18 protein-coding genes are annotated in these 21641 nt (G+C 34.3%); 7 read left to right on the top strand and 11 right to left on the bottom strand.

The genetic code is table 11. The features are described from left to right. Window positions 1-38: 38 nt before the first annotated feature. The 11 genes from ABD715_RS07020 to ABD715_RS07070 all read right to left on the bottom strand — a co-directional run bounded on the left by ABD715_RS07020 (window position 39) and on the right by ABD715_RS07070 (window position 11970). Entirely contained in the window at window positions 39-1163 is a 1125-nt protein-coding gene (locus ABD715_RS07020; RefSeq protein ID WP_344787428.1) for an aspartate aminotransferase family protein, read from the bottom strand. Window position 1164: 1 nt separating this feature from the next. Next, window positions 1165-1959: a pyrroline-5-carboxylate reductase gene (gene proC, locus ABD715_RS07025; RefSeq protein WP_344787429.1), complete on the bottom strand. Its 795-nt coding sequence runs from the start codon at window positions 1957-1959 to the stop codon at window positions 1165-1167. A gap of 221 nt (window positions 1960-2180) precedes the next feature. Further along, complete coding sequence (gene argC / locus ABD715_RS07030; protein ID WP_344787430.1) at window positions 2181-3158, bottom strand: N-acetyl-gamma-glutamyl-phosphate reductase; 978 nt, start codon at window positions 3156-3158, stop codon at window positions 2181-2183. Between the two features lie 3 nt (window positions 3159-3161). Then, on the bottom strand, window positions 3162-4337 hold the full coding sequence (locus ABD715_RS07035; RefSeq protein ID WP_344787431.1) for an argininosuccinate synthase: 1176 nt from the start codon (window positions 4335-4337) through the stop codon (window positions 3162-3164). A 30-nt stretch (window positions 4338-4367) separates the two neighbouring features. After that, window positions 4368-4940: a hypothetical protein gene (locus ABD715_RS07040; RefSeq protein ID WP_344787432.1), complete on the bottom strand. Its 573-nt coding sequence runs from the start codon at window positions 4938-4940 to the stop codon at window positions 4368-4370. 550 nt (window positions 4941-5490) lie between these two features. Continuing rightward, window positions 5491-6294: a 3-keto-disaccharide hydrolase gene (locus tag ABD715_RS07045; RefSeq protein ID WP_344787433.1), complete on the bottom strand. Its 804-nt coding sequence runs from the start codon at window positions 6292-6294 to the stop codon at window positions 5491-5493. An 11-nt stretch (window positions 6295-6305) separates the two neighbouring features. Further along, window positions 6306-7358 (bottom strand): sugar phosphate isomerase/epimerase family protein, encoded by a 1053-nt coding sequence (locus tag ABD715_RS07050; RefSeq protein WP_344787434.1) that lies wholly within the window; start codon window positions 7356-7358, stop codon window positions 6306-6308. Window positions 7359-7486: 128 nt separating this feature from the next. Further along, window positions 7487-8635, bottom strand: coding sequence for a Gfo/Idh/MocA family protein (locus ABD715_RS07055; RefSeq protein ID WP_344787435.1), 1149 nt, complete (start codon window positions 8633-8635; stop codon window positions 7487-7489). Window positions 8636-8638: 3 nt separating this feature from the next. Next, window positions 8639-9814 carry an MFS transporter gene (locus ABD715_RS07060; protein WP_344787436.1) on the bottom strand — a complete coding sequence of 392 codons (1176 nt, stop codon included), beginning with the start codon at window positions 9812-9814 and terminating at the stop codon, window positions 8639-8641. Between the two features lie 33 nt (window positions 9815-9847). Continuing rightward, on the bottom strand, window positions 9848-10804 hold the full coding sequence (locus tag ABD715_RS07065) for a sugar phosphate isomerase/epimerase family protein (RefSeq protein WP_344787437.1): 957 nt from the start codon (window positions 10802-10804) through the stop codon (window positions 9848-9850). 128 nt (window positions 10805-10932) lie between these two features. After that, window positions 10933-11970 carry an AraC family transcriptional regulator gene (locus ABD715_RS07070; protein WP_344787438.1) on the bottom strand — a complete coding sequence of 346 codons (1038 nt, stop codon included), beginning with the start codon at window positions 11968-11970 and terminating at the stop codon, window positions 10933-10935. Between the two features lie 143 nt (window positions 11971-12113). Between ABD715_RS07070 and ABD715_RS07075 the strand changes: the two genes are divergently transcribed. The 7 genes from ABD715_RS07075 (at window position 12114) to ABD715_RS07105 (ending at window position 21630) form a co-directional block, all read left to right on the top strand. Further along, window positions 12114-13799, top strand: coding sequence for a GMC oxidoreductase (locus ABD715_RS07075; protein ID WP_344787439.1), 1686 nt, complete (start codon window positions 12114-12116; stop codon window positions 13797-13799). A 1-nt stretch (window position 13800) separates the two neighbouring features. Next, entirely contained in the window at window positions 13801-14394 is a 594-nt protein-coding gene (locus ABD715_RS07080) for a gluconate 2-dehydrogenase subunit 3 family protein (RefSeq protein ID WP_344787440.1), read from the top strand. A gap of 13 nt (window positions 14395-14407) precedes the next feature. Continuing rightward, entirely contained in the window at window positions 14408-15208 is an 801-nt protein-coding gene (locus tag ABD715_RS07085) for a 3-keto-disaccharide hydrolase (RefSeq protein WP_344787441.1), read from the top strand. 10 nt (window positions 15209-15218) lie between these two features. Next, entirely contained in the window at window positions 15219-16148 is a 930-nt protein-coding gene (locus ABD715_RS07090) for a hydroxypyruvate isomerase family protein (RefSeq protein ID WP_344787892.1), read from the top strand. A gap of 131 nt (window positions 16149-16279) precedes the next feature. Next, window positions 16280-16666: a transmembrane 220 family protein gene (locus tag ABD715_RS07095; RefSeq protein WP_344787442.1), complete on the top strand. Its 387-nt coding sequence runs from the start codon at window positions 16280-16282 to the stop codon at window positions 16664-16666. A 172-nt stretch (window positions 16667-16838) separates the two neighbouring features. Further along, the gene (locus ABD715_RS07100) at window positions 16839-19646 is read left to right on the top strand and encodes a TonB-dependent receptor (protein WP_344787444.1); all 2808 of its coding nucleotides are present in this window, start codon (window positions 16839-16841) and stop codon (window positions 19644-19646) included. Between the two features lie 94 nt (window positions 19647-19740). Then, on the top strand, window positions 19741-21630 hold the full coding sequence (locus tag ABD715_RS07105; protein WP_344787445.1) for a 3-keto-disaccharide hydrolase: 1890 nt from the start codon (window positions 19741-19743) through the stop codon (window positions 21628-21630). The last annotated feature ends 11 nt before the right edge of the window (window positions 21631-21641 follow it).

Consider the following 21641-nt stretch of genomic DNA (forward strand, 5'->3'; position numbering starts at 1 on the left):
GAAACCCGATTACATAGTACTAATTTTGTGTTAAACTTTTATAAAGCCTTTTTTAAAGCCTCGAAAAACTGATCGATATGGGCTTTTTTAACATTTAAAGGCGGTAAAATTCTTAACAGCTTTTTATTAGCAGCCCCACCAGTAAACATATGGTAATTATAGATTAAATCTTTGCGCAAATCTCCCACTTCAAAATCAAACTCCAAACCTAGCATTAACCCTCTACCTTTCACCTTTTTTATTTGCGGAATTTCTTTTGCTTTCTCCACAAAATAAGCACCTATTTTATTAACATTATCTATAAGGTTTTCGTCTTCAATGGTATTTAAAACCGCCAAACCAGCAGCACATGCTAAATGGTTACCTCCAAAAGTAGTTCCTAACATGCCGTATTTAGACTCTATGCTTGGGTGAATTAAAATGCCTCCAATAGGAAATCCATTACCCATACCTTTGGCTATAGAAATAACATCTGGCGTTACGTTATAATGTTGGTAAGCAAAAAACTTTCCTGAACGTGCATAGCCTGATTGTACCTCATCTGCAATAAACATGGTGTTATTTGCTTTACAAAGCTTATCCACCTCTTCAAAAAACGTCTTGGTTCCTTGATCTAAACCTCCAACTCCTTGAATAAACTCTACAATAACCGCACAAACATCACCTTTTTCCAGTTCGGTTTTAACAGCTTCAATATCATTTAAAGGTAAAATGGTAACTGCTTGTTGTGCATTTATTGGAGCAATAATATTTTTGTTATCGGTTGCCGCTACAGCTGCCGATGTACGCCCGTGAAATCCTTTTTCAAAAGCAATAACACGTTTTTTTCCTGTTTTAAACGATGCTAATTTTAAAGCATTCTCGTTAGCTTCGGCACCAGAATTACACAAAAATAATTCGTAGTCTTTACAACCAGATAAATCTTCTAATTTATCTGCCAATTGTTTTTGTAACGGATTCTGAATTGCGTTAGAATAAAACCCTAAAGTTTCCACTTGGTTCTTAATTGCCTTAACATAATTTGGATGTGCATGCCCAATAGAAATTACAGCATGCCCTCCGTAAAGGTCTAAATACTCGATCCCCTTGTCATCGTAAACATGAACACCTTTCCCCGAAACTGGAGTTACATTATATAATGGATAAACGTCAAATAATGGCATTTTAATTCTTTTTAATTTGGTTAATTTTTTCGAAGGAAGCATTAATTCCCTTTATTAAAGACGAGCTTAAACCTTGGTGTTCCATTTCGTTTAAACCCTCAATGGTACAACCACTTGGTGTTGTTACCCTATCAATCTCTTCCTCTGGATGTTTACCAGATTCTTTTAACAATGTTGCAGCACCAAAACACGTTTGCATTGCCAATTGATGCGCCTCATGAGCTTCAAAACCTAACTGCACTGCTCCTTGAGTTGTAGCACGAATTAAACGCATCCAAAACGCAATACCACTAGCACAAATAACAGTAGCAGCCTGTAATTGCTCTTCTGGAATTACCATACTAGTTCCCATACTATTAAAAATAGTTTTAGCAAGCTCTTCTTGTTCTTTTCCTTTTTCGTTTGTAGAAATACAAGTCATAGACTGCCCTACCGATGCTGCTGTATTTGGCATAGAACGAATTACATAACTATTCTTACCTACAATATCTTCAATTCTTGAAATAGCAAATCCGGTAATAACAGAAATTAAAACATGATTTGGTTTTAAATTAGGTTTAACCAATTTTAAAATACCTTCAAAATGCCTTGGCTGTATGGCAAAAATAATAACATTGGCATTCTGTACCGCCAAGGTATTATCCGATGTTAAAGTTACACGCTTATCGGCATCAAAACCCTTAATAGAATCTAAATTCCGCTTTGTTAAATACAATGTTTTTAAAGCATCAGAGCTTAGTAAACCTTTTGCTATAGATTGCCCTAAACTTCCTGCACCTATAATTGCTACTTTCATAGTTTAACTATTTATTTTTAACCTCATCTAAGAGATTATATCTTTTAATTGTTATTTGGGCGTTACCCCTTGCTCATCCTACAAGGTTTTGCAAAAACCTTGTAGAATCGCTCACGGTCGCGCTTTCTGCTATATCTTTTTTTGCCATTTATGGCAGCAAAAAAAGGATGCCGCTTCAATCGCTAACGCAGGCATCACTACTAAATTTTATAAAATACAACCTAAAAATACGTTGCCTTCAATCCTAATCCTGTAGTTTCTTCTAAACCAAACATTAAGTTCATATTTTGAACTGCTTGACCCGAAGCCCCTTTTAATAAGTTATCAATCGTACTTGTAATTAATAATTTACCATTATGTTTATGTAAATGCACTAAACACTTATTTGTATTTACAACCTGCTTCATATGTAAAAAATCATCCGACACAAATGTAAACTTAGCATCCTTATAAAAGGATTTATAAATGGTTTTAGCCTCTTCAACAGATCCTTCAAAATCAGTATAAATAGTAGCAAAAATACCTCTAGAAAAATTACCTCTATTTGGCATAAAAATAATCTCAGAATCAAAACTACTTTGCAATTGATTTACAGATTGATTAATCTCTCCTAAATGCTGATGCGTAAATGGTTTGTAATACGAAAAGTTATTATCTCTCCAAGTATAATGCGTAGTTGCAGATAATGATGTCCCTGCGCCTGTAGCACCAGTAACCGCATTAATATGCACATCTTTATTAATTAAACCCGCATCTGCTAGAGGCAATAACCCTAATTGAATTGCTGTTGCAAAACATCCTGGATTCGCTATATAATTAGCATTTACAATAGCCTCTTTATTTAATTCTGGTAAACCGTAAACAAAATTCTTGCCTTCAAAAACTTTATCAGCTTCTAATCTAAAATCGTTTCCTAAATCGATAATTTTTGTAGAATTAGAGAACGTATTAGCAGACAAAAATTTTACAGAATTTCCATGACCCAAACATAAAAAAAGCACGTCTACATTTGGATTTACTGTATCTGTAAATTTTAAACCTAAAGACCCTACTAAATCTTGATGTACCTTACTAATATTATTTCCTGCATTAGATGTGCTAAACACAAAATCAATCTCTGTTTCTGGATGATTAATTAATAATCTAATTAATTCACCAGCAGTATATCCTGCACCTCCTATAATTCCAACCTTAATCATATCTTAAGAATTTACTTGTCTGTATATTTTATTCTGATTCCCAATAATTTTGATGAATCCCTTAGCATCATCTGCTGTCCAAGCTTTATTTTCTTCACCGTAAGTACTAAACTTGCTAGACATTAAATCGTGATTAGAAACAATTCCGTCTAAAGTAAAATGGTAAGGTTTTAAACTAACCACAACATTTCCAGAAACCATTTTTTGAGAACTCTGTAAAAATGCTTCAGTATCTCTCATTACAGGATCTAAATATTGCCCTTCATGCAAATGCATACCATAAAAACTAGACAAATACTCTTTATGTTGTAACTGCCATTTTGTTAAAGTGTGTTTCTCTAATAAATGGTGTGCCTTTACTGTAATTAAAGCTGCAGCAGCTTCAAAACCAACACGTCCTTTTGTACCAACAATAGTATCTCCTACATGAATGTCTCTACCAATGGCATATGCCGAAGCAATATCGTTTAACTTTTCAATATTTATTTCTGGCGCATTTTCTTCACCATTTAAAGCTACAAACTCACCATTTTTAAAGGTTAAAGTTACTTTCTCTTCACCTTCTTTTTCTAATTGCGAAGGGTATGCTTCGCTTGGTAATGGTTTTTCAGACTCTAACGTTTCAACTCCGCCAACACTAGTTCCCCATAGACCTTTATTAACCGAGTATTTAGATTTTTCCCAAGGCATATCTATACCTTCAGATTTTAAATAATCTATCTCTTCTTGTCTGGTTAATTTTTGGTCTCTTATAGGTGTAATAATTTTAATACCAGGCGCTAATGTTTGAAAAATCATATCGAAACGCACTTGATCGTTTCCTGCCCCAGTACTACCGTGTGCAATATATTCGGCATCAATACTTTTAGCATATTCTATAATTTCTATGGCTTGTATAATACGCTCTGCACTTACAGACAAAGGGTATGTAGCATTTTTTAATACGTTACCAAATATTAAATACTTAACTACTTTATTGTAAAAAGTAGATACAGCATCAATATTTTTATAAGTTGTAACGCCCATTTTATAAGCATTACTTTCTATATGTTTAATTTCTTCTGTTGTAAACCCTCCAGTATTTACACTTACTGCATGTACATCATACTCTTTCGATAAACTTACTGCACAGTAAGACGTATCTAATCCGCCACTATATGCTATTACTAATTTTTTCATTTTATTTTTTTGTGTAACTTATTTTACAATTTAAATTTGTTTTAAATGACCAATTTCCGACTTAAAACAGTCATTTACATAATACCTAAAACTTAACTCGTCGCGTAATTTACCAAGCTTTTCCAACTCTTCAACCAAGCCCACAGACATTTTAGCTAAGGTAACATGCGTCATGCCTAACAACTCGTTATAATGATGTACTTTAGGTGTTTGCGCCACCGAAATAAGAAAAGTATCAGAAAACAACTCTGTCATTCTAGACATTAAAAGTAAGCCCAGATTAAAATTACGACATTCCCGGTCTACCCAAAGCGAAGTACGCTCAAAAACCGAATGCCCCTTCACACGATGCTCATGAACAAAAATATGCCCATAAATTCGATCATTTTTCTTTAAGATAAAACATCCATTTTCTGCACGCCTCCTTAACATATCAACATCTACAAAATACAAGGTAGCAAGTTCTTTCGATCGTTCCGAAATTAATTCAAGTGTTTTATTCGAAAGTTTATAAACTAGCTTTATTTCTATGTCGTGTTCTGCACAATAGGCTTCAGCATTTTCTATAACACTTTTAATATCTGTATCCAATATAGTTTTCATTTTACTATACCTAAAAGGCATATTTTAATTCAGTTTTAAACCAAAAACTTGATTAAAACCAATTTATTGAGGTTGCACTGTTTATAAATGCAAACAAAATTTATTTAAATAATAACGAAAATATGAAAGCGCGGAGCTTTCTAAACTGAATAGCCCCTAGGGGCGAGTTTGAGGAAAACGCACAACTGCTGTTCTAGTAATATTTACTAAAACAAAAGAGATAAGAGATATGTTGTTTCCTGTTTTCACTGAATAACTACCTTAACTATTAACTCTAAATCGTCGGCGTGAGCCCCTTTCGTTAATATTAGCGCCAAAATTACAACTTATTATGAATTACACAACAATAAACAAAGAAAATCAATTAAGACTAAGCATGTTATGTTGTATATTTTATTTTTCACTATTTATAATGAAAATATCTCTGTGTTTTCTGTAAAATTTTAAATATTCAATTATTACAATCTAAAAACCAAAAGAAAACAAACAAAAAAAAGGCCTCTTAATGTAAAATAAGAAGCCTAAATTTTTAAATATTTTTTAGAATAACCTAATCTAATTCTCTTACCCAGATATTCCTATAACCAACAGCATCGCCATGATCTTGAAGTTTTATAGGTCCCTTACCATGCGGATTATTTTTTGGCCAACCAATATATGCAGTCGTACCTTTTATAATATGATGATCTTGAACCAAAACACCATTATGCAACACGGTTATAGTTCCAGATTTAACCTTTTTATTTCCATCAAATTCTGGAGCGTGATAAATAATATCGTAACTATTCCATTCTCCTGTAGGCACAGAAGCTTTTGCTAACGGTACAGACTGCTTATAAATAGAACCAACCTGCCCATTCACGTAGGTATCATTATCATTATTATCCAACACTTGCACCTCATAACGTCCCTGTAGAAAAACACCGCTATTACCGCGTTGCTGCCCTTTTCTTTTTAAATTTAATTTAGGAGACTTCCATTCTAGATGCAATTGTACAGAACCAAATTTCTTTTTAGTCTGTATCGTAGCATTTATTTTTTCACCACCTCTGTTAACCGTCATGCTTTTTTCTTCAGTATTTAGTTTCCATGTTGCCGGAGCTTTATCTTTCACTCTTTCCCATGCACTTAAACTACTCCCATCAAACAAAACTATAGCATCGCTGGGCACACCATTTTGTCCCACAGGATTTACTGTTGGAGGCACAGGATTATAAAACTCTGTTTCTTTTGGGTTAGTTGGCTCTTCCATACTTTCAAAAGTACCATCTTCAATGGCCTTTTGAATACTTTTGTCTTGAGCTCCACAAGAAAAAACTACCAATCCAAAAATAAAAATCAATACATTTTTCATATTTACTAATATTAAATTCCTAAAATTTTCTTTAAATATGCATCATCTGTTTCTCCGCCAGCAAAATCATCAAAACTACGTCCTACTGCTTCAATTATATGTTTCTGAATAAAAGGCGCACCCTCTCTAGCGCCTTGTTCAGACGACTTAATGCAGCACTCCCATTCCATAACAGCCCAAACATCACAATCATACTTAGTAAGTTTAGAAAAAATACTTTTAAAATCTACTTGCCCATCACCTAAAGATCTAAAACGTCCTGCACGATCTTTCCAATCAGAATATCCACCATACACTCCTTGTTTTCCTGTTGGATTAAACTCGGCATCCTTTACATGAAATGCTTTTATTCGTTCGTGATAAATATCAATAAAAGACAAATAATCTAAATGCTGTAACACATAATGACTTGGGTCGTACAATATATTACAACGCTTATGGTTGCCTGTAGCTTCCAAAAAGCGCTCAAAAGAGACACCATCATGCAAATCTTCGCCTGGGTGAATTTCATAACACACATCTACACCATGGGCATCAAAATGATTTAATATAGGTAACCACCGTTTTGCTAATTCCTCAAAGCCCATCTCTACCAATCCATTAGGGCGTTGTGGCCAAGGATACACTGTGTGCCATAACAAAGCCCCAGAAAATGTAGCATGAGCATTTAAACCTAACTTACCACTAGCAGTCCCTGCATTTTTTACCGTTTGTATAGCCCATTCTGTTCTAGCCTTCGGATTGTTTTTTACTGCATCTGGCGCAAAACCATCGAACATAGTATCGTAGGCTGGATTTACAGCTACTAATTGCCCTTGCAAATGCGTAGATAATTCTGTTATTTCCAAACCATACGAATTCACCTTTCCTTTTAATTCATCGCAATACGTTTGGCTTTCTGCTGCTTTATCTATATCAATTAAATTAGCATCCCATGTTGGAATTTGGATGCCTTTATAACCCAAATCTGACGCCCATTTACACATCCCATCCAAACTATTAAATGGTGCTTCATCGCCAGCAAACTGAGCCAAAAATACCGCAGGTCCTTTTATTGTTTTCATTCTTATATATTATTATTTGGGCGTTACCACAAGGGTCGGGCTTTACGTTTCAAGTCCGCGCTCCTTCGTCGCTGTGGGCTTTCCTCTGCAATCCCTAACGCAGTACACGCCAACAATTATTTTTTAAATTAATTTATTTTTGTCCAAGAAGTATTATTCTTATCACTATCTACAGCAGCATAAATAAACTTCATACCTCTTAAACCATCGTAAATAGTTGGATAATCTGGCTTATCAATAGTTTCTCCATTATTTATAGCAGTAATATGCGTTGCCACATTTTTATAAATTGTAGCAAAAGCCTCTAAATAACCTTCGGGGTGGCCAGCAGGAATTCTAGAAACCTCTAAAGCTTCCTTATGCAATCCTACTCCATTTGGCGTATAGATTTTTTTAGGTTCGTCTAGCCAACGTGTAATTAATTCATTCGGATTTTCTTGATACCACTCCAAACTTCCTTTTTCACCATATACTTTAATACCAAGGTTGTTTTCTTCCCCTAAAGCAATTTGAGAAATAGAAATACTTCCCTTAGCACCATTTTCCATTCTAATAAGCATATTACCATCATCATCCAAAACACGCCCTTCTCCAAAACGTCCTAAATCGGCAGCAATTTCATCAATTTTCAAATCTGTAATATATTCTATTAAATTTTCGGCATGTGTTCCTATATCACCTAAAGCACCACCAATTCCAGAACGCTTAGGATCTATTCTCCAAGCAGCTTGTTTTTGCCCTGTATTTTCTAAAGGCGTAGATAACCACCCTTGTAAATATTGCGCTTGTATTTTTCTAATTTTACCCAACTCACCTTTAGTAACCATAGCTCTAGCTTGTTTTACCATGGCATTACCTGTGTAATTATGGGTTAATGCGAAAACCTGTCCGCTTTTCTCAATAACCTCCTGAAGTTCCTCAGCTTCCTCCAAAGTCAATGTAACTGGCTTATCACAAACCACATGAAATCCATGTTCTAAAGCCATTTTTGCAGGAGGAAAATGCATGTGATTAGGCGTTACAATAGCAACAAAATCCATACGCACATCTTCTGGCAATGCTTTTTCCTTAAGAATCATTTCTTCAAATGTACCATAACACCTATCTTCTTTTAAATTTAAAGCCATTCCTGAAGCTATAGATTTTTCGGCACTACTACTAAATGCACCACAAACTAAATCTATCATTCCATCTATAGATGCTGCCTTTCTATGTACATCTCCTATAAAAGAGCCAGCGCCACCGCCAACCATTCCCATTTTTAATTTTCTACTCATAATTTAAGCTACTTCTTTACTATTTCTTTTTTTCATATAAAAATTCAACCCTAAAAAGGCCACAATTAAAATGGCTGGTAAAATAGACATAGTTCTTAACGCTTCTCCTGGGCCACTAGCACCATCCATTAAACGCCCCATAAAAGGCAACACTAATGACACCGAAAACATACCAGCACCTCCCATAATAGATAAGCCAATTGCTCCTGTTTCTGGCAAATACTCTGCTACAAAACCTAACATAGTTGGCCAAAAGAAAGTAACGCCTACAGCAAAAACTGCAGCTGCAACAAATATCATTCCTCCACTAGTAACTGTTAACAACCACAACCCTACAAAAGTGAAGATTGCAGAATAGAGTAACATACCAGAAGGTTTTAATTTATGCACTACTTGACCTGCAGACAAACGCCCCAAAGCCATAATACCGTTTATAAAAGCCAATACCAATAAAGGTGCAGACACAGATTCTTTTAACAACGACTCTATACGCTGTGTTGTTCCCAACTCTGAAGCTGCTGTTAAAAACATACAAAACACCATAAATAAAAATAACGGATTTAGCACACTTGAAAACATTTTTTTATTACTTATACCTAACTGAACACGCTCTGTAACTGGTATTTTTTGCCCCATAAACAACAAACCATAAAGTACTAATGGAATAAATAAAGTACCCACCATAATTTGCCAGCTTAAACCTAAAACATCCATAACTAACCAGCCTACAAGAGAACCTATTACAATACCACCAGGAAACCAAACATGAAACCTATTAAGCATTTTTGTTTTTTGATCTGGATACATTGACGCAACCATAGGATTAAGAGCAGCCTCTACAAAACCATTACCAATACCAATAAATAGCGTTGCAATAAATAACGATGTCATAGAACCAGCCATTATAGTTAAAACAATACCAACAGCATGTGTTAAAAAAGCCATCCATGTTATTTTTTTAATACCTAATAAATCTACCAAAGGACCTCCAATAATCATAGCTATTGTGAAGCCGAAAAATGCTGGCGCAAAAGCATAACCAATTTGCTCTAACGAAAGGCCAACGCCTTCTGGACCAAAAACGGTTTCTAATCTTGCTCGAATGGCAAAAGTCATTGCTGTGGTGATTAAAGCAAGACAACTTGCCAAGAACAGTCTATTTTTATTAATATTTTCCATTTTATAAATTTGATTTAGTTTAGTTCGTTTTTATTATGATAATTTTTTACCAGCTTTAATTAACAAATCTCTTGTTAAGGTTATTCCTTTATCTTCGGTAAGACCATGCCCTTCAAATTCGATTCCTATAAAACCATTATAGTTTACACTTTTTACCATTTCTATCATTTTATAGAAATCTATAGTAGTTTCGTTACCATCTGCGTCAAAATCGTAAGACTTAGCGCTTACCGCTTTTGCAAAAGGCAACAACTCTTTCATTCCTTTATAACGATCATAAGCATCTAAGCATTCTTTATTTTTATTTTTCTTAATACAAAAGTTTCCAAAATCCGGAAGTGTTCCGCAGTTTTTGCTTTTTATTTGAGAAAACACATCAGTCATCCATTCGCCATTAGAAGAAAATCCACCGTGATTCTCTACCAATACATTGATGTTAGAACCCTGAGCAAATTCTGAAAGTTTAGATAACGAATCTACTCCTGCCTTAACTGCATCTGATTTGTCTTTTCCTCCTGCTAAATTTACACGAATAGCGTGACAGCCTAAAAAATGGGCTGCTTCCACCCATTTATAATGATTCTCTACAGCTTCTAATCTTTCTTTTTCGTTTGCATTTGCTAAAGCGCCTTCACCATCTATCATAATCAAAACATTTTGCTGTCCTTCAGCATCAGCTCGTAATTTCATGTCCTTTAAATAAGACATATCTTTCGCCTTATCTTTAAAAAAACCGTTTACATACTCAATGCCTTCGCAGCCTAAACTTCTAGACCTTGCTGCAAAATCTAAATTATCCATTTTACCACTTTTAAGCGACCTGTGAAAAGACCACTCTGCCAAAGAAATTTTGAAAAACAATTCTGGATTTTTAATAACTCCTTCTAGTTTATTTTTATTTTTTTTCGCATCATTACAAGCATACAACCCCATTAAAGATAACGCAGCAGTAGTTTGAGAAGTCTTCGATATAAAATCTCTTCTATTCATTATTAAATATTTTTGAAGTTCTATTTAGTTTTCTATAACACTGATAATCTTGTGAAAATATATAATTTATTTCTAATCACTGTTTATTTTTATTCAGTGAAAGAATTTAAACACCCAAGTATTATATTTTAAGAATACGATGAAATTTTATCGCTTACAAAAAAGCGAAATCTATACTCGTTTGGCGAACATTTCTCATGCTTCTTAAACACTGTAGAAAAATACTGACTCGTAGTAAAGCCACACATATAAGCCACCTCACTTATGGCTAGATGCTCATTTTCTTGAAGTATTTTCTTAGACAATTCCAAACGCTTCATAGTTAAATAACGCATTGGCGTCAAGTTTGTTAATTGCTTGCAATGATGCGTAAACCTTGTTAACCCAACACCTGCAGACTGAGACATTAACTCTATTGTCCAATCGTCTGACAAGTTTTTTTCTAGCTCATTCAAAAAAAGCTGAACACTTCTAGAACTATCTGTTAACGCCTCGTTTAAAATAATGTCTTCTGTATTCAATACATCCAAAAGCAATATCAACAAATAATTAACCAACAAACGAATTCTTGAAGCATTACTACCATTAACATCTGTATTAACCGCTGCATTAATACGCTTAAAACAATCTCCCATTCGCCTATCTGTTTTCCAAACAAACTTTTCGTTTTGCCTTAAAATAGTAGTTAATCTTGCCAAGTCATCTGGAGTTAAAGTTATCCAATCTGGCCAAACCCACTCTTGGTGAGGCCTTCTCACCCCTAAATCTATAATCACCCAATACAACTTACCCATACCTATATTAGGGTTCCCAACTTTATGAGCTTCCCAAGGGCGCGTAATAGTTAAATGTCCAGGTGTTAAAGTAACATCCTTATTTTCCTGACTGTAAGGCATGGTTCCTGATTCTAAAAAATGAAATTCCATACCTTCATTTCTATGCCAATCTAAACCCCAATCTTGAGGCTCGTTCGCATCCCAATACCCAATACTATTTATCCCTAACGTATTAGCATCTAGCCTATCACCTGGATACGTATGCCTTGCCAAGGCTTTAAACTTTAATTTTTTACGCTCAACCGCATCAATTAAAGGCAAACAAGTATCTGCATGATACACTACGCCATCTGCTTCATATGGCTGAATTTTTTGTATATTTATTTTCACTGAAAAAATTTGAACACTAATACCATGCAAATTAGTTATTTTTCCGATATAATGAAATTTTATCACTAAAACTTACTTATTCGATAATAAGCAACACAATTTATTATCAAATTTACAGTTCATTACAAAAAACCTAACAACTCATGAAAGAAACATACGATGCTATAGTAATAGGGACAGGAATTTCTGGAGGCTGGGCAGCCAAAGAGCTTTGCGAAAAAGGCTTAAAAACCTTAGTCTTAGAAAGAGGTCGTATGGTAAAACATATTGAAGACTACCCGACAATGCACATGGATCCTTGGGATTTTGAATTACGAGGAAACAAATCTGTCGAAGACAAAAAAAGACAACCAAAACAAGACAGAACTGGTTACACCACAAAACCCGCAAGCAAACATTGGTTTGTAGACGATATTAAACACCCATATAACGAAACAAAACGCTTTGACTGGATGCGAGGCTACCATGTTGGAGGACGCTCTATTATGTGGGGAAAACACAGCTATAGATTAAGCGACATAGATTTTGAAGCCAATAAAAAAGATGGCCATGGCGTAGATTGGCCAATTCGATATAAAGACATAGCGCCTTGGTACAGTTATGTCGAAGAATACATTGGTGTCTGCGGAGAAAACTTAGGTTTACCACAATTACCAGACGGTGTTTTTTCTCCACCAATGCCTTTTAATTGTGTTGAAACTCATTTACAAGAAAAAATAGCAGAATATTATGACGATCGTGTTTTAACACATGGAAGAGTAGCACATATTACAGGAGACAAAACTCACGAAGGACGTAGTAAATGCCAATTTAGAAATAGATGTATTAGAGGATGTCCTTTTGGCGCATATTTTAGCAGTAACTCATCTACATTACCTGCTGCAGAACGCACAGGAAATATGACACTTAGACCAAATTCTATTGTTCATGAAATAATATATGATGATACTTTAAAAAAAGCAACAGGAGTTAGAGTTATAGATACATTAACAAAAGAAAAAATGGTTTTTGAAGCCAAAGTTATCTTTTGTTGCGCCTCGGCAATGGCATCGACATCTATACTGCTACAATCTAAATCTGACAGATTCCCAAACGGATTAGGAAATGATTCTGGTGAACTTGGACATAACATAATGGACCACCATTTAGGCGCTGGAGCTTCTGGCAAAATCTCTGGTTTCGATGACAAATATTATAAAGGCAGAATTCCTGGAGGCATTTACTTACCTAGATTTAGAAATTTAGGCGATAAAAAATCTGAAAGAAAAGATTTTATAAGAGGTTATGGCTACCAAGGAAGAGCAAGTAGAAATGATTACTCCGAGCCTATAGAAGAACTAGCATACGGAAAAGAATTAAAAGAAAAAATTCTTGAACCTGGCGGATGGAGAATGAGCCTTGGTGGATTTGGAGAATGCCTACCAAACCACGACAACAAGATGACACTAGACTATGAAAAACTTGACGAATGGGGTTTACCAACTATTACATTTGATGCTGAATGGAAATCTAACGAATACGCTATGCGTAAAGACATGATTGCTCAAGCTGTAGAAATGTTAGAAAAAGCTGGCTTTACCGATATTGTAGAACGCGATTCGGTTCACGCTCCGGGTATTGGTATACACGAAATGGGAACAGCAAGAATGGGGCGTGACCCAAAAACATCTATTTTAAACAAAAACAACCAAATACATACCGTACCAAATGTTTATGTAACAGATGGCGCTTGTATGACGTCGTCTGGATGCACAAACCCTTCGCTAACCTACATGGCTTTAACTGCACGCGCTGCTAACCATGCTGCTAAACAAATTAAAAACAGCTAATATGAATAGAAGAGATCTTTTAAAAGGTATTGGATTAACAGTAGGCTACGCGGTTGCCACTCCAAGTATATTGAGCCTATTACATAGTTGCACAAACGAAGCTAAAACATGGACTCCTATTTTTTTAAGTCCAGATCAAGGCATTGTTTTAACCCATTTAGTCGATTTAATTCTACCAACAACTAAGGAAAGTCCGGGCGCATTAGATGTTAACGTTCCAGAATTTATAGACTTATACGTATCAAAATCATACACAAATAAAGAACAAGCTAAATTTAAAAAAGGTTTAAGCAGCATTTTAAACGCTTTAAGCATTCCTGAAGAAGGTGTGTCTGCTCTAAAAAATGAAGATTATGATGCCTTACTAGCTAAATACTTAAAAACGACCAAAACAGAGAGAAAGGCTTACAAAAAAGGATCGGAAGATTTTATAATTTTCAATACCTTAAAAGGTATTAGAAGCACATCTATATGGGCCTACAAAACAAGTGAAAAAATTGGCAAAGAAGTTTTAGCATACGACCCTATTCCTGGTGTAGCAAAAGGATGCATTAGTGTAGACGAGGCTACTAAAGGAAAAGCCTGGTCTTTATAAACAATAAAAAAATATGACAAACATTTTAAAAACACTAGTGCTTGCATTATGCATCTCCTGCTTATTTAACTGTAAAAATGCTAAAAAAGAAAACACAGAGCCTACAAAAAAACAATGGGTTAACTTGCTTTCTAGAAACGACCTTAACGATTGGGTTATAAAAATAAAAGGTCAAGAAGTAGGTGTTAATTATAAAAACACTTTTAAAGTAGAAAACGGTATTCTTAAAGTTAATTATGACGAATATGATGATATTTTCGATAGAACCTTCGGGCATATTTATTACAAAAAACCATTTTCAAATTACAAGTTCAGAATGGATTATAGATTTGTTGGAAAACAACTAGGAGATGGTGAAGCTTGGGCAAATAGAAATAGCGGAATTATGATTCATTGCGAAGACCCTAAAGAAATAGGTTTAGACCAAAATTTTCCTGTCTCGATTGAAGTTCAGCTCTTAGGAGGCAACGGAACAGACGAAAGATACACCGCAAATCTATGTACGCCAGGCACTCATGTAGAAATAGATGGCGAGCTAAAAAAACAACACTGCATAGACTCCTCTTCCAAAACCTACCATGGAGAACAATGGGTTAATATTGAAATTGAAGTAAGAAACGATTCTATAATTAAACACTTTATAAACGGAGAAAAGGTTATGGAATATAGCAAACCTCAGTTTGGAGGCAAAGTAGATTACAATGAAGAGAAATGGGCTGCTAAAAAAGGACAACCTCTAAAAGGCGGTTACATTTCGCTGCAAAGCGAAAGTCATCCTGTTGAATTTAAAAACATTGAAATTTTAGAATTATAGCATAAATATGATGAAAAGAAGATCGTTTATAAAAAAAGGAACAACAGTTGCATCTTTATTAGGTTTAAGCACATCCACCTTACATGCTATAAACTTGACTAGTAAAGATAAAAACACAGCTACCCACAATTATAAAATGAACTTCGCCCCACACTTAGGCATGTTTAAACACCATGCTGGAAAAGACCCTATAGATCAGTTAAATTTTATGGCAGACCTAGGTTTTACTGCCTACGAAGATAACGGAATGAAAAAACGAACCGTAGAACTTCAAGAAAAAATGTCGCAAACCATGGTTAAACGAAATATAACCATGGGCGTTTTTGTAGCTCATAAAATAGACTGGAAAACACCAAGTCTTACTTCTGGAAAAATTAACATTCGTAATAAGTTTTTAAGTGACATTAAAGAATCTGTAGAAGTAGCAAAGCGTGTAAATGCTAAATGGATAACAGTGGTACCTGGCCATGTAGATTTAAAACAAGATATAAACTACCAAACAGCTCATGTTATAGAAACCCTAAAACAAGCTTCGTCAATATTAGAACCACATGGTATAACTATGGTTTTAGAGCCTTTAAACTTTTACAATCACCCGGGTCAATTTTTAAGCGATTCACCTCAAGCATATCAAATATGCAAAGCAGTTAACTCGCCATCTTGTAAAATTTTATTCGATATCTATCATCAACAAATACAAGAAGGCAATCTTATACCTAACATTAATAAAACTTGGGACGAAATTGCTTATTTTCAAATTGGAGATAATCCAGGAAGAAACGAGCCTACTACAGGCGAAATAAACTACAAAAATATTTTTAAGCACATACACAACAAAGGCTTTAAAGGGGTTTTAGGCATGGAACATGGTAACTCTATAGATGGCATTGCAGGAGAAAAAGCCATTATAAAAGCATACAAAGAAACTTCAAACTTTTAAATAACAACACGTTATATTTTCATTTTACGTACACTGCAAAAAAGAGCTTTTTAAATTCGAAAATTATTAATTTTGGCAAAACAAAACCACTACCTAGACTAAAATTAAATCGTATTAAATCACAAAAAGCAATGACTAATCTTGTAAAATTAAGCAAATCAAAAAGCATAACTAATTATATCTTATTTATAGTATTCCTCCTTTTTGCTATTATTCAACTTAACGATCCAGATGGCATTTTATGGTTTTCCATCTATTTTTACGTAGCCTTAATATGTTTAATTTCAAATTTTAAACCCATACCTAAACTTATACTATTAGCAACCATAATTGGTTTACTTATTTATTCAGCTTTTCATTTCACTTTATTTGTAGACTATTTACACACCGAAAACAAAAAAGAAATTTTTGGAGAAATGATTTACGAAAAACCTTACCTAGAAGGCACGAGAGAATTTCTTGGTTTATTAATTGCTGCTTTTGGAGTTATATACCAAACTAAAAAAAACAACAAATAAGACACATTCAAGAGAAAAAAAATGCCTTAAAAAAGCATTAAAACGCGCCTGTGTTTTTGTTCAAAATATTTCAATGATAAAATACAAACAAAAAGAAGAATAATATTTCCCACCTTTGCTTGTTTACTTTTTACTAAACAAAATAAAATACCAACAAATTAAATAATTAATAATGAATAGATTTATAGCACTATCATTTTTTGCATTTACTTTTTTATTTGCAAACTTATCTTTCTCTCAAAACAATATTTCTGGAGACATTAAAGACAACAGTGGAAAACCTATAGCTGGCGCTGTTGTTTCCATAGAATCTTTAAAAAGAAACACTACAAGTAATAACAACGGACAATTTAAATTAGAAAACATTTCTAACGGAAACTACAACATTGCAATCTCTCATTTAGGCTTTAAATCTATTAACAAAGCAGTTACTATTAAAAATAAAAATGTAACACTTTCACTTATTTTAGAAGACGATTTACTTAACTTAAAAACAGTTGTAGTAACAGGAACTTTTGACCCTAGAATTGGCTTAGAGTCTAGCACTTCTATAAGTACATTAAAATCTAAAGACATTAAAAAATCTTACCCTCAAGGCACAGCTAGTTTACTTCAAAACATCCCTGGCACTTTTACAGATGCTTCTGCTGGCGAAGTTTATACCAAAGTTTACACGAGAGGTGTTTCTGCTTCTGCAGAAGACGACATGGGTTGGTATTATGTATCTTTACAAGAAGATGGCTTACCAGTAAGTTTGGTGCAACATTCTTATTACAGTCCAGATTTATTTCACCGCACAGATTTAACCACAAAAAGAGCAGAAGCCATTCGTGGCGGTAGTTCTGCCATAACTGCACTAAACGCTCCAGGTGGTATTTACAACTTTATATCTCATGGTTCTAGACAAGATTTTGGTGGCGAAGTACAACTTTCTGCTGGTGCACAAGGCGACGACAACGCTATTTTAAAAGCAGATACAAATATTGGAGGTCCTTTAGGCAATAATTGGTATTTTAATGCTGGCGGACATTATAGAGTTGATGATGGCGCACGCGATACCGATTTTACATTTAGTAAAGGCGGACAATTTAAATTTAATGTTATTAAAGAGCACGATAACGGTTATATTAAATTCTACGGAAAATTTTTAAACGATAAAACAAACAGATATACAGGCGTTGCTGCCACTAATTGGGATAACCCTACACCCGCTTTTGGTCAAAACTTTAAAAACTCGTCTTTACTAATGCCTGGTTTTAATGCAACTATTCCTGACGGAAGAAACCTAGACAACACTATTAACTTTGACCCTTCGCAAGGCGTACACGCCAAAGACTTAGCCTTAGGTTTTGACTTTTTACAAGACCTAGGAAATAACTGGTCTATAAAAAACAACATAAAATTCTCTGCTAAAGATGCCAACTGGCAAACCTCTATTAGCAATGCTTTTGTATCGCTTAGCAATCCATTAGCTTATTTTATTAGTGGCGCACAATTTCCTATTGGTCAAGTTGTTTTTAAAGACGCTCAATCTAACAACGAGTTAGCACGTGTTAACAACTCTGGAATTTTAGCTGGCGAGTCTTTTGAGTACATTAGTGGCTCTTTACCAAACGATGCCATTATGGGAACTTCAGCCTGGTATAAAGATAACGAAGCAGATGAATGGATGAACCAGTTGACATTGAGAAAAAAATTAGAAAATCACGATATAACAACAGGACTTTCACTTGGGTTTTCAGACACATCTCATTACACGCAAGGTAGTTTTGCTTTTGTAACTTACGAGCCAAATCCAAGGTTGTTAGATGTTACTTTAGAAAACCCTAACCAACCTGTTTTAGCCTTATCTGATGAAAATGGAGTTAGTAATTATGGCGGTTTATTTTTTGTAAACTCAAGAGCAAAAATTAGTCAGGTTGCCACTTTTTTAAATGACCGCTGGAAAGTAGCAAACAAACTACACCTAGATTTAGGGTTACGCTACGAAACTATAAACCATAAAGGTAGCAAAGACAGATACGCACCTTTTTCTCAAGATGGCGGACTAGATGGAGATGCAACAACTGCATACGACAATAGTGTATCTACTCCAACTGGAGAAAGAGACCACTTTAATTACAACTACAATTACTTATCATATTCTGCTGGAGTAAATTATAAAATAAACGATAATACTGCTTTATTTTCGAGGTTCTCAAAAGGAAACAAAGCTCCAGAATTAAACTACTACTTCAATAATTTTGATAATGTAGCTATCAATAAAAAAGGAGAAATTCAAAAAATATTACAGGCAGAATTGGGTGTAAAATTAGATTCGAAAAATGCTTCGTTTACCGGAACCGCATTTTGGAGCCAACTTAAAGATATAGGAATAGCTAATTTTGAATTTGACGGAGATAATAACAGTATTTTCTATACACCTATTCAATTTAACAGTTCTAGAACAATAGGTTTTGAATGGGAAAGTGTTTTTTCTCCTGTAGACTATTTAAACTTTAGATTTAACGGTGTTATTCAAGACCCAAAAGCTAAAGACTGGAAAATTTATGACGCTGCTGGTTCTGTAGACACTACAGATGATACAATTACAGATTACTCTGGAAACACACTGCCTTTTAACCCTAAATTAATGTTTAACCTAAGTACAGAATTTGAAAAAGACAAATTTTCAGCTTTCTTAAAATGGCAATACATGGGTAAAAGACAAGGAAATGTTGCTAACGGTTTCGAACTTGATGCCTACAGTATTTTTAATCTAGGAACAGGTTACAAAATAAACAAAAATCTATCTGCTAACATTTTAGTAACCAACCTTTTTAATTCTGAAGGGTTAGCCAACTTTTTTGGAGCAAACAGTTTTGGAGCCAATGCTAACGGAGCAACACCAGAGTTTGTTGCAACAAACCCAGATGCTAGTTTTGTAGTATTCCCTGTTTTAAGACGAAGAGCTTTACTATCAATAAATTATAGTTTTTAATTTTCGTGAATTTTCGTAGAAAACAGCAAACAAAACAACTTTATAGTTAAAGAAGTTTTACCTTTAGTTATAAAAACTCACAACAATAAGCTAAATGAAAAAGAATATCTTTTTTTGTTTCGTGCTTTCGCTTGTACTCTCTTGTGGAAAAAACGAAAAAAACCCAATACAAAAAACTACTAAAACAGAAAAAAAACAACAAACTGTTTTACCCTTTACAACTATAGAACTAAAAGATCTATCTGCCTTTAAACCAACAGGAGCAAATTGGAAAGTGGTTGGCGATGTTTTTGCAGACAGAACTAAAAACAAAACTCTTTATACAGAACAAGGAACAGGTATTTTAATAAACACCAACGACCAAGAAAAAAACAAAAACCTTTTCACTTCATTTAGTCATGGCGATATTGAACTAGAAATAGATGTTATGATGCCTTTAAAATCTAACTCTGGTCTATATTTTCAAGGACGATACGAAGTACAACTATTTGATAGTTGGGGTGTAGAACAGCCTAAGTATGTAGATATGGGAGGCATTTACCAACGATGGAATAAAGATGCTGAAAAAGGCAAGGAAGGATACGAGGGGCATGCACCAATAACCAATGCAGCCAAAGCCCCAGGATTATGGCAACACTTAAAAATTATATTTCATGCCCCAAAATTTGGTGCCGATGGTAAAAAAACAAAAAACGCTTGGTTTGAAGAAGTAAGCCTAAACGGAGTACTATTACATAAAAATGTAGAATTAACAGGACCTACAAGAGGCGGCAACGCTAAAGAAGTTGCCTTGGCTCCTTTAATGATTCAGGGAGACCATGGTGCAGTAGCCATAAAAAACATAGCATATAAACTATACGAAAATAAAAAATTAGGCATAGAAAACACAACTTTAGAGGTTTACGAAAACCCTAATAGACAACGCAATTTTAAACAATACGACACCTTACCTAAATTAGATGAGATTAAAACAGACTCTATTTCTCCTTTAGCAAGATTTAAAGATAATCTTCAACAAATGCTAAAATACTCTGGAACTTTTAACGTACCTAGTTCTGGCGATTACTTATTCGATATTAATGTTTATGGCAAAGGTCTTTTGGTTGTAAACAACGATACCTTAATTAATACTAGTACTAAAGATTATGAATATGGCAAAATCACACTAGAGAAAGGAAAAGCAAGCTACACTTTAATGTACAATAAACCATTCCCTTGGGGTCGTAGTTTCGATGTTCATGTAGAAGGGCCAAAAATACAACGCTATTCTATATTAGAAACCAGCATGAACGATATTAATAAAAACAAAACGATTAAACCCATTCTTGTAACAGCAAAAAACAAAACAAAAATACAACGTAGTTTTGTTCAATTTAAAGATTATAAAAAAACACATGCTATAAACGTAGGCTTGGTTGAAAAGTTAAATTATGCTTTCGACTTATCTACAGGATCTTTATTATATGTTTGGGGTGGCGATTTTTTAAACACAACATCTATGTGGCACTCTAGAGGGAATCAACAAATAGGATTTCCAAATGGGTTTATAGTCTCTTCGCATGGCGAATTAGATTTTTATGCTTTAAAAAACCTTAATCAAACTTGGCCAAAAACATTAAGCGACGATATAAAATTTAACCAAATAGGCTATAAACGCAACAACAAAGGAACACCTGAGTTTTTCTTCAATATTAGTGATGCAGAAATATCAACAACGTTTGTCTCTTCAACTAAAACAAAAAGAGGTTTAAATAGAATTATACAAGTAAATTCAAAACAAGGAATTTATCACAAAATAGCAGAAGGCCAAAACATAAAAGCACTTCCAAATGCGTCGTATATAATTAACAACGAGAGTTACTATATAGATTTTTCTGGCAACAATACTTTAAAGCCTATCATAAGATCTATAAATAGTAAAGAGGAATTACTTGTAAATATTCCTGCAGGAAAACAAACGCTACAGTATAGTATAATTTGGTAAACGATATATAA

Origin of the sequence: Postechiella marina (genome assembly GCF_039538365.1) — a bacterium.
In the GTDB taxonomy this organism is placed as follows: Bacteria; Bacteroidota; Bacteroidia; order Flavobacteriales; family Flavobacteriaceae; genus Postechiella; species Postechiella marina.